The 19,980-nt window shown below is 30.0% G+C and carries 5 protein-coding genes; all 5 read left to right on the top strand.

Going from position 1 to position 19,980, the window contains the following annotated elements; genetic code table 11:
• Positions 1 to 53 precede the first annotated feature (53 nt).
• The 5 genes from secA (at position 54) to CPIN17260_RS07780 (ending at position 19,799) form a co-directional block, all read left to right on the top strand.
• Entirely contained in the window at positions 54 to 2,654 is a 2,601-nt protein-coding gene (secA, locus tag CPIN17260_RS07800; protein ID WP_078440837.1) for a preprotein translocase subunit SecA, read from the top strand.
• Entirely contained in the window at positions 2,651 to 3,874 is a 1,224-nt protein-coding gene (locus CPIN17260_RS07795) for an ABC transporter permease (protein WP_226996933.1), read from the top strand. Before secA ends, CPIN17260_RS07795 begins: the two co-directional genes overlap by 4 nt.
• A 113-nt stretch (positions 3,875 to 3,987) precedes the next feature.
• Positions 3,988 to 4,473: a hypothetical protein gene (locus CPIN17260_RS07790; RefSeq protein WP_078440836.1), complete on the top strand. Its 486-nt coding sequence runs from the start codon at positions 3,988 to 3,990 to the stop codon at positions 4,471 to 4,473.
• A 326-nt stretch (positions 4,474 to 4,799) separates the two neighbouring features.
• Complete coding sequence (locus CPIN17260_RS07785) at positions 4,800 to 6,503, top strand: ShlB/FhaC/HecB family hemolysin secretion/activation protein (RefSeq protein WP_078440942.1); 1,704 nt, start codon at positions 4,800 to 4,802, stop codon at positions 6,501 to 6,503.
• A 15-nt stretch (positions 6,504 to 6,518) separates the two neighbouring features.
• A complete protein-coding gene (locus tag CPIN17260_RS07780) occupies positions 6,519 to 19,799 on the top strand; it encodes a hemagglutinin repeat-containing protein (RefSeq protein ID WP_078440835.1) in 13,281 nt (4,426 codons plus the stop codon).
• Positions 19,800 to 19,980 lie beyond the last annotated feature (181 nt).

The raw sequence follows: 19,980 nt of genomic DNA, 5'->3' as shown, positions 1-19,980 counted from the left end.
AGTTAAAGTATGATACAATCTGCGAATTTAAAAATTAAATAGAGGTAGATTATATGATTGGTGCTGTATTTAAAGCAATTTTTGGAACAAAGAACGATCGAGAAATTAAAAAATATTTAAAAAGATTAAAAGGCATAAATGAGCTTGAAAAAGTTTATAAAGATATGTCTGATGAAGAGCTAAAAGCAGTATTTGCAAAATTAAAAGAGCTTGTGCTAAGTGGTAAAAAAACCGAGGATGATGTTTTAAATGATGTTTTTGCTATTGTTAGAGAAAGTAGCAAAAGGGTTTTAAATATGCGTCATTTTGATGTTCAGCTTATAGGTGGTATGGTACTTCATGAGGGCAGGATAGCTGAAATGAAAACAGGTGAGGGTAAGACTTTGGTTGCCACTTTACCTGTTGTTTTAAATGCTATGAGTGGGAAAGGCGTTCACGTAGTTACTGTAAATGACTATCTTGCAAAGCGTGATGCAACTCAAATGGGAGAGCTTTATAACTTTCTAGGACTTAGTGTAGATGTTGTGCTTAGCGGTGTTTATGATGATGAGGTGCGAAAAAAGGCTTATGATTCAGATATAACTTATGGAACGAACTCTGAGTTTGGGTTTGATTATTTGCGTGATAATATGAAATTTTCAATGAACGATAAGGTTCAAAGAAAACATAATTTTGTTATAGTTGATGAGGTTGATAGTATCTTGATAGATGAAGCAAGAACTCCACTTATAATCTCAGGTTCTACAAATAGAACACTTGATGGTTATATAAAAGCAGATGAAGTAGCTAAAAAACTAATTCGTGGTGAGGCTGCTGATCCAAATGTGCCAAACTCAAAACCTACTGGCGATTTTGTAGCTGATGAAAAAAATAGAACTATTTTAATAACCGAAGAGGGTATAAATAAAGCTGAGAAATTATTTGGCGTTGGCAACCTATATGACCTTGAAAATGCTATTTTAAGCCATCATCTAGATCAAGCCTTAAAGGCACATAATCTTTTTGAAAAAGATGTTCATTATGTTGTGCGTGATAATGAGGTTATTATAGTTGATGAATTTACAGGAAGGCTTAGCGAGGGTAGAAGATTTAGCGAAGGACTTCATCAAGCATTAGAAGCAAAAGAGGGTGTAAAGATACAAGAAGAGAGCCAGACGCTAGCCGATACAACTTATCAAAATTATTTTAGAATGTATAATAAACTTGCTGGTATGACAGGAACAGCACAGACAGAGGCTACTGAGTTTTCTCAAATTTATAAATTAGATGTTATCTCTATACCTACAAATGTTCCTGTTGCTAGAATAGACAAAAATGACCTTATTTATAAGACGCAAGATGAGAAATTTAAAGCTGTTATTGATGAGATAAAAAAAGCAAATGAAAAAGGACAGCCTGTTCTTGTTGGAACTGCTAGTATTGAGCGTAGTGAATTGCTTCACTCTATGCTTGCAAAAACTGGCATAGCACACTCTGTTTTGAATGCAAAAAATCACGAAAAAGAGGCTGAAATAATAGCTTCAGCTGGCGTAAAAGGTGCTGTTACTATAGCTACAAATATGGCTGGTCGTGGTGTTGATATCCGTATAGATGATGAGGTTAGGGCTTTAGGCGGACTTTATATCATAGGAACAGAAAGACACGAAAGCAGAAGGATAGACAATCAGCTAAGAGGTAGAGCTGGTCGCCAAGGAGATCCTGGTGTTAGTAGATTTTATCTAAGCTTAGAAGATAACCTGCTTAGAATTTTTGGCTCTGATAGGATTAAAGCTATCATGGACAGACTAGGTATAGAAGATGGCGAAAGCATAGAGAGTAAGATGGTTACAAGAGCTGTTGAAAATGCTCAAAAAAAGGTAGAAAGTCTTCATTTTGAATCAAGAAAACATTTGCTTGAATACGATGATGTGGCTAATGAACAAAGAAAAACTATATACAAATATCGCGATGAATTACTGGATAAAGAATTTGATATAAGCGATAAGATAGAACAAAATAGAAAAGAATATGCTATTTTGATGCTTGAAAATGTTGATATTTTAGCCGGTGGCTTAAAAGAAGATTTTGATCTGAGTAAATTATGTGCTTTTATCCTAAGCGATTGTGGAGAGAGTGTCAGCGAAGAAGAGCTTAAAGGGCTTGATTATGATGAATTGGTTGATAAGATAGTTCAAATTTTAACCGATAGATACAATGCTAAGATGAGCGTTGTTGATGAAGCTCAAAAAGTAGATATACAAAAGATGATTTTCTTACAAGTACTTGATGATGCTTGGAGAGAACACCTATATCAAATGGATATACTAAAAACAGGTATAGGGTTACGTGGATACAACCAAAAAGACCCACTTACTGAATACAAAAAAGAAAGCTATAATTTATTTGTTGAGCTTGTTTCAAGACTTAAAACAGAAAGTGTAAAGATACTTCAACTTTTAAGACTTAGAGAGAATAAAGATCAAGAAAACAATGTTGACAGCATGAAATCATCAATGCAAAAAAAACAAGATGAGTTGATGGCTGAAAACAATACTCAAAACACTCCTGTTAGAGAGAAAAAAATCCCTAGAAACTCACCTTGCCATTGTGGCAGCGGTAAAAAATATAAAGAGTGTTGCGGCAAAAGTGGCCCTAAAAAAGGCTGGCTTGCTTGATAAAGAACGACAAGGCAAAACAAACAAGCCTTCCTAGGTATTTGCTTTTTAAATACCTTAGATTTGATAAATCACAGCCTTTTATAACACTAAGTGCTGTGCTTGCTTTTTTGGGTGTTAGTGTCGGCTTGATGGTTCTTATAGTAGCTATGGCTATAATGAACGGCTTTGATAAAGAATTTGAACGAAAACTTTTTACTATGAATTACCCTTTAACCATAATAAGTGGCTTTAAGGGTAATGTTAATGATAAATTTGTAGATGAGCTAAAACAAAAATTTCCAAACCTAAAATTTAGCCCATATATAAGCACTCAGGTTATATTTAAAGGACAAGAGCGACTTGATGGTGGGATTTTGTTTGGTATAAACTCAGATGATGAAAAGCATATAAATTCAGTTGTAAAAGATGCACTTGGCGATAAAAACCTAGACGGATATGATATTTTGATAGGTAGCGGAATACAAAGTGATTTTGGCTTGCTTAATGGAGATAAGCTTACTTTGATATTTACAAAAGCCGATCCTAGCGGGTTTAGTCTTATACCAAAGATGAAAAGATTTGTGGTTAAAGATAGCTTTACCTCAGGACTTATAGCTTATGATAAGTCATATTCTTATGCTTCTTCCAAAGCTTTGGCTAAAATTTTAGATTATCCAGATGGTGTTTATGATGGTGTTCATGTATATTCTGATAAACCTTTTGAAGATATTGTTTTATTGCAAAATGCTTTGCCTTTTAGCTTTAAAGCTATTGGCTGGTGGCAACAAAATGGAAATTTCTTTTCTGCATTACAGCTTGAAAAAAGGGCTTTGTTTATAGTTCTTATGCTTATTATTTTGGTAGCTTCGTTAAATATAGTAAGTTCGCTTTTGATGACAGTTATGAATAGAAGACAAGAGATAGCTTTGCTCCTAGCACTTGGTGCTACTACAAGTGAGATTAAGAAAAGCTTTTTTTACCAAGGTCTTGTTATAGGGCTAGGTGGTATTTTATTTGGTGTTTTACTTGGCTTGTTTGGTATATGGCTACTTGGAAATTTTGATATTATAAACTTGCCAGCGGATGTTTATGGTAGTTCTAATTTACCATTAGAACTTTCTTTGGTTGATTTTTTGATGATAGTTGGAGGAGCTGTTGTTATAGTTGCTTTATCATCTTATTATCCAGCAAAAAAAGCTACAAAGATAAATATATTAACAACATTAAGAAACGAATAGTATTTGTTTTGATATCCACTTTCTTTGTGAAATAATTTTTATATTAAATTTAATATTATTTTGTTATTATATTGATAAGGATTATTAAATATGCAAAACAAGGAAATATAATTATGAAAAAAATTATTGCTTTAGTTGTGGCTATGTTTTTTGTTGGATGTGCTACAACATCTCATAATACAGTCTCAAAAAAACAAGAAAACATAAACCACACTCATCACAATCACCATGATATGCCTATACACTTTACAGATGATTTTATGCATACACACGAAGGACATGAGATGAATCATGACATGATGCAAAATTTTCAATTAAGAAGTATGCCAGAGATTAAGTTAAAAAGCGATACAAAAAATGCAAATGATGTAGAAAAGGCTATATTAAAAGAATTTAAAGATAAAGTTATCGCAGTCGCATATATGAAATATGCAGCTGGCAGGGGTGTTGATCTTGAAATAAAAGAACCTATAAATCGTATAACATTTAGAAAACTTGGCGTTAAGATAGCTGATTTGGTTAGACAAGTAACTGGTAAAGATGGTCTTGTAGAGATAAATTCTAAAATAAACGGACTTCAGGTTAGTAAATTTTTATGACATATCATTGAATTTTAATATATTTGTAATATATAATTAAGAAATATTAGCAAATGAGCCTTAAACTTAGAACATTTTTGGTCTATTTTGTTATTTATAATAATTTTTATATTAAAATAATTATATTATTTTTTAATATAAACGTGAAAAATATTTTTAAAGGATAATTTAATTCATATATTATATAATACATAAGTTAATATATATAAAATATATATAAAATATAGTTATTTTTTATTGATTTTTTAAAAAAAATATAGTAGTATACGCGATCTAAAATAGAAAATACACAAATTCAGAAAAAGGAAAGGGGAGCTTGATTGATAATGAAAAATAATTTTTTAATTATTTTATCGCTTTTTTATATAACTTGTCTTGAAGCAAGAGCCTATAAGTCGTTAGATATTAGGAATGAAAAGATAGAAGAAAATAGACAGTTTAAAAAAGAGATAGATAAAAAAATACAAAATATCGACAATCAAAAATCAGACAGTATAGATATAGACTATATAAAAGAAGAGAATAAAATAAATAAAATCGATATAGAAAAACAAGATATAAGTCTAAAAAAAATATTTTTAGATGGAGAACATCCTTTAAAAGAAAAGTTGCAAAAAGAAATAAAAAAATTTTTAAATGCTGAAATGAACGAAAAAAACATCTACCTAATAATAGAATATATAAATAAACGTTTAATAGAAGATGGTTATGTTACAAGCTTTAGTTTTTTTAAAAACGGAAATGTCTATGATGGTTATCTTGAATTAGAAATAAAAGCAGGAAAAATAAACGAAATTTATTTCGAGACTAAAAAAGACAAAGGTTTTAGAGAAAGACAAGAGATTTTTTTCGCGTTTCCATATTATAAAGACAAAGTTTTAAATACAAAATATTTAGACCAAGGAATAGAAAATTTAAGTATGGGTCGAAAACAAAATCAATTAGAGATAGTCCCAAGCGATAAAGAGGGGTATTCTGATATTATCATACATCAAAAAGAAGGTATTGGAAATTTTGGAATCAACTATGACAATAGCCCAATTGATAAGGATAGAAATAAATTAGGGTTTAATTATAACGGAGGAAATATATTCCCAATAAATGACTCATTTGGTATATCGTATTCTACAAATTTAGGAAAAGATTATACTAAAAATAAAGATGAAAATTTAAACCTTTCTTATGCAATACCTTTTGGGTATTATAAATTTTCATATAATTTAGGAATAAACAAAACACATTCAGTTGTTAAGGGAAATACGACTAATATAACAAGAGATGGTAAGGTAAAAAAACAAAAATTTAAACTATCTAGGGTTATAACTAGAGGTAAGTATAATAAAATTACAGGTTATGTGTTTTTTAGTCAAAGAGATAATGAAACCTATATAAATAATGAAAAAATTTTAATAAATAGCAAAACATATTCTACGACCGGTCTTGGGGTGGATTATTCTGATAAGTTTTTAGGTGGAAATATTTATTTGGGATTAGAATATGAAAAAGGGGTTCCTTGGTTTAAGGCAGAAGGAGATAAAAACTATAATCCTAAATTACCTAAAAAAGAGTTTCAAAAGTATTCTTTAAATGTTGATTGGGGAAGATATTTTCTTTTACAAAACAAAGATGTTTTGGGATTTAGATCAAGTTTTTTAGGTGTTTATTCAAATGATAGATTGTTAAATATAAATAAAATGAGTATAGGAGATGATTATACAGTGAGGGGTTTTAAAGAAAATTCCATTTCGGGAGAAAAAGGTGCTTATATAAGCAATACACTTACATACTATTTCTCGGAAGAGAAACATCCATATATCCATGTCATAAACCCTTTTGTGGGTTTGGATGCAGGAACGCTAAAGGATAAAGATAATAGTTCTAGAGAAAGTATAATTGGAATGGCATACGGAGTCAAATTTCAAAAAAATGGTTTTAATGGGAGTTTAATGGTTAGCAGAGCTTTAAAAACAGAATCAAGACACAAAAATGAGGGAAATGTGATCTCATTTAATTTTGGTCATTCATTTTAATTTAAGGAATAGAAAATGAAATCGTCGATATTTTTTAAAAAAATTGAAAGTTTTTTAAAACAAAATTTACAAAAAATCAAAAAAATAGCAACTGTAGCTATGGCATTTTTTTTAACTAGTATGGGTATAAGGACTTTAGCAGAAGAAAATAAAGTAGAAAATATAGTAAAAAATGAAAAAAGTAAAGATTTAAAAATAGAAAGAAGTAAAGATAGAGGTTCTATAAAAATTGACATAGAAAAACCTAATAGCAATGGCATTTCTCATAATATTTATGATAAATTTGATATGAGTTCAGATGATCAGACTGTTTTTAATAATGTTGATAATAAAAGCTTTGAAAGCCATATAGATACGAGCGAGCTTTTTGGTCGGGTTCAAAAAAATAAAAATTTTGGTTCAGAAGATGCTGCAAATGTTATAATAAATGAAATTGTAGGTGGAGATCCAAGTAGTTTAGGAGGAACGATTGAAATAGTTGGGAAAAAAGCTGATTTAATATTTGCAAATGAAAATGGAATTAATGTAAATGACCAGCATTATCTTAATGTTGATAGAGTGATTTTTGGAAATAGTATGAAAGATATACGAAATCAAAAAGAACATTCGTATTTAATATATGGCAACAAAGGTATAAGTGATACTATAAAAAAAATAGAAAAAATAAAAGAAAAAATAAAAGAAATAGAAAAAATAGCTAAAAATATAGAGGATACAGAAAAAAAACAAGAAGCCTCTAAAAAGGAATCAGAGGTAATAAAGTCTTTAGAAAAGGAATTAAAAAAAGAGATTAAAAATCTAGAAATTGCTAAAGCTTCTGCAAGAACAGCAAATCCTTCTATGTATGAAAATAAAATTATTATAAAGCCAAGTAGTAATGTTGGGTATGGCTCATTGTATTCATTACAAAGAGTTAATGGTAAAACATTAGAAATAGACAAAAAAACAGGTGCTATCGCATCAAGGGGTCAAGATGATTTATCTCTACCTGTAGTATATAGTCAAAAGCTTAACAGAGCAACTCTTCCTTCTATAGCAAACACTAAGATAGTACAGGAGCCATCAAAATATGTAGCTAAAACACAAAAATTAGATACAAAATCAGCTAGTAGCACCCCTAGTATAAATTTCAATAAAAGCAAAGATGATTTATCATTAGATGACGCATCTTTCACAGGAATTTTGCCAGTAGCTCTTACTAGTTTTTCTCCTGCCCAACAAGTCTATAAAACAGCAAAACAAACAAAAGATACACAAGAATCAGATACTCCTAAAACAAGATCAATAAAATTTAAATCAGGCAATAGTTTTGCTAAAAATGGTATAGAATTTAAAAAAGGAGAAGCAGATGCTTCAACTACTCAAGATTTTACCCCTGTATCTCTAGCAAGTGTGGCTACTGGTAAAAAAACAGAGAAGTTGGAAGAGCAATTAGATAACACACAAGCATTAGATGAAGAAAAAGCAACAAAAAAAGCTAAAGCAGATAATGGCTCTAGTAAAAATACTTTGGAGCTTAAAGCAGCTGAAGTAGCTACTTCAGAAGCTCAAAAACTTGCTCCTGTGTCTGTTTCTAGTGAAGCTAATACTGAGAAAAAAGTAGATACTCCTATAAAAAAATTAAACCATATAGAAGTAGCGGATACAACTAAAACTCAGTTGGAAAAAGTTGAAGGACATGATAAATCAACCTTGGTTCAGATAGCAAAAACTAATAGCAATGGAATTTCTCATAACCTATATAATGAATTTAGTATAGAATCTGATGAAAATGTATTGCTAAACAATAATAGCGGTAGTGGAAAAGCAAGAAGTAAGCTTTTAAATGGTCAACAATTTTCATCAAATAAAAATCTTGATGGAAAATCTGCAAGTTTGATTATCAATGAAGTTGGAATGAATGATAGAGGTGCGACTAAACTAGCTGGAGGACTTGAGGTTTTAGGAACAAAATCTGACGTTATTATTGCTAATGAAAACGGAATTATCGTAAATGGTGGTCGTTTTGAAAATGTTGGTGAGCTTACATTAAGCTCAGGAAAATACAGAATGTCTGATTCAAGTGGAAAACAACATGCATTTAGCGATAACAATGGAAAAGTATTGGTTAATGCTAATACAAAAGTAGATAAGCTTTCTATTGTAGATAGTGGACAAATTGAGATATCAAAAGAAGCTACTTTGGATTCAAATCGTCTATTTTTACAAGCAAATAAAAACCTAAGCAATCAAGGAAAAATTACAGGTAAAAGCACAAGAGTGCTATCTAAAGGAAACATAATAAATGATGGTGAGATAAACTCTAATGATGTTTTTGTTTCTGGTAAAAATTTAATAAATAAAGGAAAGATAGACTCTACTTTAAGCACAACAGTAAAAGGACGTAATCTACAAAACTATGGGGCAATAACATCAAAAAATTATGTTGATCTAACTGCTGGAACTGGTTTTAATAAAGGAGAAGTTACTTCAAAAAATGTAAAAGCAACACTAGATAATTATCAAAATGAGGGTGTATTATCAGCAAAAGATAATTTGGCAATATACTCAAATGATAAGCTTGTAAATAAAAAAGAGATTTCAGGAAATGTTGTTCAAATATCAGGGGATTATATAGAAAATACAGATGGAGCATTTATCTCAGCAAAAGATGGTCTAAAGATAGAAGGAAAAATTTTAAGAAATGATTCATCTGCAATTGTTTCAGACAAACAATTATATATAGATGCCCAAGATGAAATTCAAAATGTTAACGAAGCTCTTATTCATTCAAATGGAGCAGGAACAATAAGATCTAAAAAGATTTTAAACGTAGCGTCTCAAATTAGCTCAAAAGAAAATCTAAGACTTCAAGCAAATGAGCTTGAAAATACAGGAAAATTTAACTATGAACTTAAAAATGAAGGGTATAACAAGCTAACCAAGCATACAAATGTAAGAGAGTCAATGTGGAAAGCATGGTATAACGGCTATACTGTAGAAGTTAAAATACCAAAAGAATCTGTAAATATTGATAATATCTCATCATTAATCCATTCTGATAAAAATGTTGTTATTTCTGCATATGATAATGGAAAAGATAAAAAAACTAAAGTTTACAATAGAGATTCTAGTATAGTAGCCAAAGAAAGTGCATATATTTTTGGAGATTTAAACAACTTAACAACAACTAAGACTAGACAATTAGCAAATATGCTTCACAATGTAGAGATTACTTTAACATGGGATACTAATTCATTGGTTAATGGTGGAATCTTTAATTCTGGGAAAGATGCAGAAAATGTTTCTCTTTTAAGATTATTAACAGAGAAAAATACTTTAAGAAGATATCAGTATTGGAATTTGTTAAAAAGTATTAATGATCCAGGTTTGGATAAATTAATGAGTTTAGCTTTAGGTTCTGATTGGAAAGCAAAAGATGATATTCCTGATCTTATAAATGGAAAAGAAATTGAATATTATTCTGCTAATAGTCGTGGACAAGTTCTGGCTCAGAAAAATATCTTTGTAAAAGGAGATGTTTACAATGATTCTATAAGTACAGATGAAACATTGTTAAGCTGGGAAAAGAATAGAGATACAAAGGATAAAAAAGGAATTTACGAAAAAGCAGGAGAGATTAGTGCCGGCAATGATAAATATCCTAAATTTATATATAGCAAAGATGCACAAGAAAGTTTGAAAAAAATAGAAAAGAATGCAAAACAAGAGGATACATTAGGAAAAATAAAAGCCGGAAACAATCTAATTGTAGATGCACAGAAATTTAATAATAAAAATTCACAAATTTTTGCTGGAAATAACCTAATTACTTTATCAGAAGACTTCACAAACGAAGGCTCTAAAAATATCAAAACAGATATTGTTGCAAAAGGCCAAGCAAATATTAAAGCAAAAGAAAATGTTAAATTAGAGCTTTCAGAAATAATTGCAGATCAAGGTTTAGATATTCAAGCTAAAAATATAGATTTATTGGGAGCTGATCTTTACTCAATGGGTGGAGATATAAATCTTGAAGCAGAAGAAAAAGTTAATGTGGAAGATAGAATTGAAAAAGATTCAGAAAAAATAATTGAAAATGAAAGAACCACTACAACTAATGAAACTACGGAATTAACAAGGGAAACTGAAAGTAGTAAAGCTTCTAGTATCAAAGGAAAAAATGTAAATATATCAGCAGGAGATAAAGCAAAAGTAAAAGGAAGTGATATCAAAGCTGAAGAAAAAGCAAAAATCAAAGCAAAAGAAGTTGATATAGAATCAAGTGAAACAAAAGATATAGAGAAGATAACCAATCAATCAGGTGGAAAGTATAAATTAGGATTACCTGAATTAGCTGCATTTAAAAGTAAAAGCACTGAACAAACAACCCAAAATGCTAGTACAATTAAAGCAAATAATGTAGTAGTAGAAGCTGAAAATGATATAAATGTAAAGGGAAGCGATATAATAGCTAAGGGGAATGTAGACTTAAAAGCAGGTGGAAAAGTAAATGTAGAAGATGCTAAAGAAACAGAAAAAACTAAAGAAAGAGCTTTAAGTATAGGTTTAGTGGGTTCTACTTACTATAACAAAAAAGAAGAAAAAGGAAAATCAAGAGCAAGTAATATAATTGCTGGTGGAAAAGTAAATATAGATGGCGAAGAGGATGTTGATATTACTGGTTCTAATATCAAAGGTTCCGGAGGAGATATAGTTTCAAGAAAGAAAAAAGTTAATTTTAATGCCGTAGAAGAAACTCATAAAGTAACAGAGACAGAAACATCTGTAGGATTTGTTGGTTCTGCATCAGCTGGAATAGGAGATCTAGGAGCAAAGGCTGAATTTGATAGTGCCCATAATAAAGCTAGTACCGAAATTATAAACAATTATGCACCTAAAAAAGATAGAGGTAATAAACAAGCTAGATCTAAATTATCTAGTCTTGCAAGCGGGGAAATAGGGTTAAAAATTTCAAACAACAAAACAGAGATAGAAGATAAAAAATGGAAGAATGGAACCCTAGAAGCCAGTGAAGGTAGCTTTAATATAAAAGGAAAAGAGCAAGTTGATATCGGTGGAACCGATATAACAACTAAAAAACGTTTGGATATTACAGCAGGAAAAGTAGAATCTAAGGTTTATAAAGACACCCATAAAGAAAAAACTACCGGATTTAGTCTTACAGCAAAACAAAGTGTAGGTGCTACAAGTAGTATATTAGATGCTGTAAATAGTTCAAAAGAGATTACAGAAGATGCAATGAAGGGTCAGTTAAATGGAGGACTAGCGGCATTAAAAGCTGCAGGAGCTGTTACTAACTTATTATTTAATGATACTGTCGGAAGCAATTCTAAGCAAGAATTAGGATTTAACTATACAGACTCTAACAAAGAAGTTACTAAAGATAAAAAATCTAGAATAAAAGCAGGAGAGGGTATATCTATAACAGCTACTGAAGAGGATGTTAATTTAAATAATGTAGATATAGAAAGTAAAGGCGATGTTGATTTAACTGCAAAACGTGATGTTAATGTTGCTGGTGGAGAAATAAATGAAAAATCAACTAATAATAATTTCTCTGCAGAAATTCATACTCAGCAAACAGCTGGAGTTAGTGCTATATTTGGTTCTAATGTTCAAGCTGGGGGCGGAGCTTCGTTTGATTATGAACGTGGTAGCGAAGAGTCAACTAAGCATACCAACTCAAAAATAAAAGGTAAAAATGTAAGAATAAATGCTGGAAGAGATGTTAATGTTAAGGGTGCTGAGATTAGAGCTGATAAAAAAGCGAAAGTTAAAGCAGAGAGAGATCTTAATGTAGAAACCCCAGTAGATACATATAATACTTCAAAAATAAAAGCAAATGCTTCAGCAACATTATCAGCAGGATTGGGAAGTAATACAATTGGTGCAGGAAACGTTAGTGCATCAGCTGGAGGCGGATATATCTATGGTAATGGAGAAAAAATTTCACAAAGATCTAGCATAACAGCAGGAGAAGAATTTGAAGCAGAAGTAGGAAATAATCTTAACTTAGACTCAGCAACTATTGGAAGCGATACTAAAAAAGGTTCTTTAAAAGTTGAAGGAGAAACAAAAATAACCGAAAGAGTATTAAAAGAGCAAGCTGGTGGGGCAATAGTTGGAATTTCAGGCGGAATAACTGGAGAGTTAGGATTAGATCTTGAAATTGGAGATAAAAAAGATAAACAAGTTGCTCAAAATTCTGTAATAAGTCTAGCAAAAGAAAATATATCTTCAGGTAAAATTAAACTAAATGGTGAAGAAGTAAAAGCAGATAGCTTAAAAACAGATAAAAAAGAAGAATCAAAGACATTAAAAGATGTGTTTGAAAAGGGTGGAAGCGCAAGTCTAAGTTTTTCTGTCAAAGATACTAAGGAACTTCTAGGAAAGGTAAGACCAAGATCTAAAAGAAGCACACAAGAAAGTGGACAAAAATCTTCAGGTGATTATGAAGATATAAGCGGTGCTTTTTCAGGTAGAAATGAAGCAGAAAGTAAGAGAGCACAAGAAAGAATAGATGATTCTTCAAGAGAAGCTAGACAAGAACCAATCTATGCACAAATAGATCCATCTAAAAAGACACCAAAGGTTGAGTCAGAAACAGAGAAACAAGCTAGAATAGCTCAAGAAAATACACAAAAATATGGACCAAAAGAAAGTGTAGTAAGTCCTGACAATGATACTTACATGACTATTCAAAGAAAAGGAAGAGTTGAAGAAGCAGCTAATAAAGCACAAAGAGAACTACCAAAACTTCCTGGTGAAGATGTTAAAACACAAAAATCTTCAGATGTAGAAAATGCAAGAGAAAAAATATATGAAGATTTAGATAGTGTTGTTACAAGGAAAAATGAAATTGAAACTATAAAATCTAAAGAAAGCGATTATGAAGATTTAGATGTAATTAGAAATGAAGTAGAGAGTAAGAAAATTCAAGAAAGCGACTATGAAGATTTAGATAAATTTAGAGAAACTTTATCGTCAAATAGAGAAAGAATAGAGAATTCTTTAAGAGAAGCTAGACAAGAACCAATCTATGCACAAATAGATCCATCTAAAAAGACACCAAAAGTTGAGTCAGAAACAGAGAAACAAGCTAGAATAGCTCAAGAAAATACACAAAAATATGGACCAAAAGAAAGTGTAGTAAGTCCTGACAATGCTACTTACATGACTATTCAAAGAAAAGGAAGAGTTGAAGAAGCAGCTAATAAAGCACAAAGAGAACTACCAAAACTTCCTGGTGAAGATGTTAAAATACAAAAATCTTTAGATGTAGAAACTACTAAAGAAAAGATATATGAAGATCCATATAGCATTATTTCTAATAAAAATGATGTAGATAACAAGAGAGTTAAAGAAAGTGATTATGAAGATTTAGATGTACTTAGAAGTGAGCTAAAAAATATAAACTATAAAATGGCTGATGGTGTAGACTTTGGTGCATTTAAAGCCGAAGCAGAAGGTAAAAAATACAAGACAGGCGATACAGATTTGGATAAGTCTAATAAATTTGAAGACATTCCATTAGATTTAGTAGAAGAACTACCAACTCCTATGAAGTTAAAATCTGAATATCATGGATTGATAGAAGGAGCAGGTAGTGGAGTTACTAAGGATAATGTATTTAATGAAAAATATGTAACTATAAATGATAAAATAGTTGCTATAACTAACACAAACTACACTCCAAAACAATTAAGTGCAGAAGAGAGAAATAGAAGATTTGATGAAGTTAAGAAAAAAGCTGAAAAATTAAATCCGCACAAAGAAGCTGTAGACAAACTTAAAAAGATAGCAAACGATGCTAATGATATTCCAAAAGAAGCTATTATTTCTAAATTAAACGAGTTAAGAGATGGATATAGCAACGAACAAGTTATGGAATTGGTAAATAAATCCGCTCAAGAAAATAGTAAGATAGTTGCACCAGATACATTTGATCCAAATAAATTAACTCCAAGTGAAAGAAGCGAGATAGGTAAGGTATTTAATAAAACTCCTTTGAGTAATGAGTATAATGATTTTAGGAAGAATGTAGATCAAAAAATTTACGAGAAGCTAAAAGAAAATCCTAAGTTTGTTGAACTTATGAATAGTAATTTAAGTGGAAATCAAGAAAAACTAAAAGAGCTATTTAAAATAGTTTCTGAAAGTAAGAGGGATGCATTTAAAGAAGTTGGTGGAATAGATATCCCAACACCTAATTTAGAGTTATTATCTTCATCTAAGAAACATAAGCATATTCATGGGGATTATTCTGGAGATTTGGTAAGAATGAATGATGTTGCTCCGATTCCATCAAAAGAAAAATCAGCACAAAATAAAGAGTTGCTAAATACAATCATACATGAGTTAACACATCATGATCAAGCATATTTGGCTGAAAATAGAAATAATGCAAATTTAAGACAAGATTTGAAATTAGATGCTGACATGTTCTCGTTAAATCAAAATCTATATGTTCACAAAGGAAAAGACTATAAGAAGCAGCCATTAGAAAGTGATGCATTTAATGCAGGAGATAGTTTAAGTGATAGATTGATGAAGGATGTATATAAAGATAATTCATCTAGTTTCGGCAACACTGACTATAAGCCTAAGAAAATAAGCGACAAAGAAAAGAAAAAGCTTGAGAAAAAAGCCAAGAAAAATAGTAATTCAGAATTTACAGATACATATAATAAGTTTAGGGAAAATGCAGATACAAGGTTATTAGAAAACCTTTCTGCTGACCCTCAATTTAAGAAATTGATGAGTAGTGAAATTAATGGAAATCCTGAAAAAGTAAAAGAATTGGTTGACATCGTATCAAGAGCTAAGAAAAACTCTTTAGAGCAATTAGGTGAAACTAATATACCAAAATCAGAATTAAGATTAAAACAAGAGATTCCTACTACTTCTAAAACAGGTAGCAAAGAACAACAAAACACAGAAATACTTAATAATGTATTGAAACAATATACATATAAGTTCTCAGAGGCTAATGGAGAGAATCTTGTAAAGAAAATAAGTGAGCAAAAAACAGATAAGATCAATGATGGAATAGGAAATACAAAATATGTTCCTGAGAAATTATCAAAACAAGAACAAAATAAGCTATTTAAAGAAGCTAAAGAAAAAGCTAAAAATAGAAATCAAGCAAAAGAAGCAGAGGCTAAATTGGCTCTATTAGCAAAAAATTCTAAAAATATTCCAAAAGAGCATTTATTAAAAGCTGTAAATGAAATTGCATACGGTTTAGGTATGCAAGATTCAGTAGAATTAATAAAGAAATCTTCTGAGACAGGACTAAAAATAAATAGACCAGTTGTTATAGAAGGATTTGAGGGCAAAAATGTTAAGAATATGGGAGAAGTTCTAAAGAATATTAAATTTGATGAAAGTTATATTAAAGCTAGAGAAGAAATTAACAAAAAAATAGTAGAAAAACTTGATTCAAGTAAAGAATTCCACGATCTAATGAAAGAAAAACTTTCTGGAAATGAAGAAGGAATAAAAAAATTATTTGATATGGTTGAAAGTGCTAAAAGAGAATCTTTAAAAGAGGTAACTGGAATTAAGGGTAAAAAAGCAACATTAGAATTAAATAAAGAAAATGGACCATTATCTATGAAACAAGGATATTATAGTGATAATGAGGTTCATATGAACGTAACTCCTATTATTAGTTTCTTAAGAACTAAAAAACAAAATAATAAGGAAATTCTAGATACTATAGTTCATGAATTAACCCATCATGATCAAGCTCAAATAACAGGAAATAAAAACAAAAAATTGCCAGATGCAATTAAGGCGGATGCTGATTTATTGTCATTAAATGAAAGTTACTATATTAACTCAGATTTAACAAATTTCTCAGCATATAAAAACCAACCTCTAGAAAGAGAGGCTTTTATATCAGGACATAAATTAGGAGAACAATTAAGTAAATTAGTAGATAAAGGCTATACAGGGGATAAAACTGAAGTAAAAGAAATTAAAACTATTGAACATTTACCAAATAAAATAAATAACCTAGAAAGTCCTAAATCTGCACAAGCTGAGTTAGGTGATAATGCTTTAATCTATGGATTAAAATATGGAAGACAAGAGTTAATAGGAAAAGCTAACGAAGCAGATAAAGAGGGTAAAAACCCAACCTTAGCTGATAGTTATATAGGAAAGCTAAACTTAGGGTTTGAGTTTGCAAACTTAACAGATTTCGCTAAAAAATTAAATAAAGGCGAAGTGACAGATGCAGATATAGCAGATATAGCAAACTTTCAAGATCCAGGTGCAGCACATGCTAGAAAAACTGAGTCAAGAAGTAGAATAAATGCTGCTAATTCAGATGATAATAAAAAAATTATGACTGAATTACTAAAAAATGAAAAAGCAGTAGATTCTCTAAAGAAAGTTGGAGAACTTAGTGAAAAAGTTGATAATGTTTTTACAGAGATGAGAAAGAATGAATTTTTAGATTTAGATAATCCAAAAGAGTCTTCACATTTCACTGATGAACAAAATAAACAAATTAGAGAATATAACGAACTTCAAACAGAGCTAAATAATGCTAGAATGGATTTCTTTACAGAAAAGACAAAACTTATAGCAAAAGAAACTTTAGAAAGAGGCGGAAAGTTATATTTCGCATTGGATGGATTAGCGACAGATAGTACTAGCTTTACTAAAAATACAAAAATAGACATGGATCGCTTAAAAGATTTATTTGATGAAAAAAATCCTTACTATAATGCGGTTACATCAAGAGAGTTAAGATATCTATATGAAAATTATAAAGATAATCCAAACTTGAAATTTACAATAAAAGATCATGTAATTGAGAATCCATTAAAGACACTTGAGATTAAGCCTTCTAATGAAGAAGCTGGCAAGAAAGATGTTCAAAAATTTGAGAAGAAATTACTTCCGGAATTAAAAAATCCATTTGCTAAAAAAGCAAATGGTAAAAATGAAGTAGAGGGTAAAAAACAAGCATTACAAAGCGAAGTTTCAGGTTTCGGCAACACTGACTATAAGCCTAAGAAAATAAGCGACAAAGAAAAGAAAAAGCTTGAGAAAAAAGCCAAGAAAAATAGTAATTCAGAATTTACAGATACATATAATAAGTTTAGGGAAAATGCAGATACAAGGTTATTAGAAAACCTTTCTGCTGACCCTCAATTTAAGAAATTGATGAGTAGTGAAATTAATGGAAATCCTGAAAAAGTAAAAGAATTGGTTGACATCGTATCAAGAGCTAAGAAAAACTCTTTAGAGCAATTAGGTGAAACTAATATACCAAAATCAGAATTAAGATTAAAACAAGAGATTCCTACTACTTCTAAAACAGGTAGCAAAGAACAACAAAACACAGAAATACTTAATAATGTATTGAAACAATATACATATAAGTTCTCAGAGGCTAATGGAGAGAATCTTGTAAAGAAAATAAGTGAGCAAAAAACAGATAAGATCAATGATGGAATAGGAAATACAAAATATGTTCCTGAGAAATTATCAAAACAAGAACAAAATAAGCTATTTAAAGAAGCTAAAGAAAAAGCTAAAAATAGAAATCAAGCAAAAGAAGCAGAGGCTAAATTGGCTCTATTAGCAAAAAATTCTAAAAATATTCCAAAAGAGCATTTATTAAAAGCTGTAAATGAAATTGCATACGGTTTAGGTATGCAAGATTCAGTAGAATTAATAAAGAAATCTTCTGAGACAGGACTAAAAATAAATAGACCAGTTGTTATAGAAGGATTTGAGGGCAAAAATGTTAAGAATATGGGAGAAGTTCTAAAGAATATTAAATTTGATGAAAGTTATATTAAAGCTAGAGAAGAAATTAACAAAAAAATAGTAGAAAAACTTGATTCAAGTAAAGAATTCCACGATCTAATGAAAGAAAAACTTTCTGGAAATGAAGAAGGAATAAAAAAATTATTTGATATGGTTGAAAGTGCTAAAAGAGAATCTTTAAAAGAGGTAACTGGAATTAAGGGTAAAAAAGCAACATTAGAATTAAATAAAGAAAATGGACCATTATCTATGAAACAAGGATATTATAGTGATAATGAGGTTCATATGAACGTAACTCCTATTATTAGTTTCTTAAGAACTAAAAAACAAAATAATAAGGAAATTCTAGATACTATAGTTCATGAATTAACCCATCATGATCAAGCTCAAATAACAGGAAATAAAAACAAAAAATTGCCAGATGCAATTAAGGCGGATGCTGATTTATTGTCATTAAATGAAAGTTACTATATTAACTCAGATTTAACAAATTTCTCAGCATATAAAAACCAACCTCTAGAAAGAGAGGCTTTTATATCAGGACATAAATTAGGAGAACAATTAAGTAAATTAGTAGATAAAGGCTATACAGGGGATAAAACTGAAGTAAAAGAAATTAAAACTATTGAACATTTACCAAATAAAATAAATAACCTAGAAAGTCCTAAATCTGCACAAGCTGAGTTAGGTGATAATGCTTTAATCTATGGATTAAAATATGGAAGACAAGAGTTAATAGGAAAAGCTAACGAAGCAGATAAAGAGGGTAAAAACCCAACCTTAGCTGATAGTTATATAGGAAAGCTAAACTTAGGGTTTGAGTTTGCAAACTTAACAGATTTCGCTAAAAAATTAAATAAAGGCGAAGTGACAGATGCAGATATAGCAGATATAGCAAACTTTCAAGATCCAGGTGCAGCACATGCTAGAAAAACTGAGTCAAGAAGTAGAATAAATGCTGCTAATTCAGATGATAATAAAAAAATTATGACTGAATTACTAAAAAATGAAAAAGCAGTAGATTCTCTAAAGAAAGTTGGAGAACTTAGTGAAAAAGTTGATAATGTTTTTACAGAGATGAGAAAGAATGAATTTTTAGATTTAGATAATCCAAAAGAGTCTTCACATTTCACTGATGAACAAAATAAACAAATTAGAGAATATAACGAACTTCAAACAGAGCTAAATAATGCTAGAATGGATTTCTTTACAGAAAAGACAAAACTTATAGCAAAAGAAACTTTAGAAAGAGGCGGAAAGTTATATTTCGCATTGGATGGATTAGCGACAGATAGTACTAGCTTTACTAAAAATACAAAAATAGACATGGATCGCTTAAAAGATTTATTTGATGAAAAAAATCCTTACTATAATGCGGTTACATCAAGAGAGTTAAGATATCTATATGAAAATTATAAAGATAATCCAAACTTGAAATTTACAATAAAAGATCATGTAATTGAGAATCCATTAAAGACACTTGAGATTAAGCCTTCTAAGTAGTTGATTTAAGCATTATAATGCTTAAATGTAGGAAATAAGAAATATTTCTTATTTCCTACATCATATATCAATAGCTACTAATTACTTAAATAATTTTTTATAAAAATATTTAAATTTTACTACTATACTTATAAAATATTTTCTTTTGATAATATTTTTTTTATTTTATGTCTTGTAAAAC

Origin of the sequence: Campylobacter pinnipediorum subsp. pinnipediorum, assembly GCF_002021925.1 — a bacterium.
GTDB lineage: Bacteria > Campylobacterota > Campylobacteria > Campylobacterales > Campylobacteraceae > Campylobacter_A > Campylobacter_A pinnipediorum.
This window is presented reverse-complemented; position numbering and strand designations above follow the sequence as displayed.

Bases quoted from the DNA above. Each gene is read 5' to 3' on its own strand.
- secA (WP_078440837.1), top strand. From the start codon at position 54: ATGATTGGTGCTGTATTTAAAGCAATTTTTGGAACAAAGAACGATCGA.
- CPIN17260_RS07790 (WP_078440836.1), top strand. From the start codon at position 3,988: ATGAAAAAAATTATTGCTTTAGTTGTGGCTATGTTTTTTGTTGGATGT.
- CPIN17260_RS07785 (WP_078440942.1), top strand. From the start codon at position 4,800: ATGAAAAATAATTTTTTAATTATTTTATCGCTTTTTTATATAACTTGT.
- CPIN17260_RS07780 (WP_078440835.1), top strand. From the start codon at position 6,519: ATGAAATCGTCGATATTTTTTAAAAAAATTGAAAGTTTTTTAAAACAA.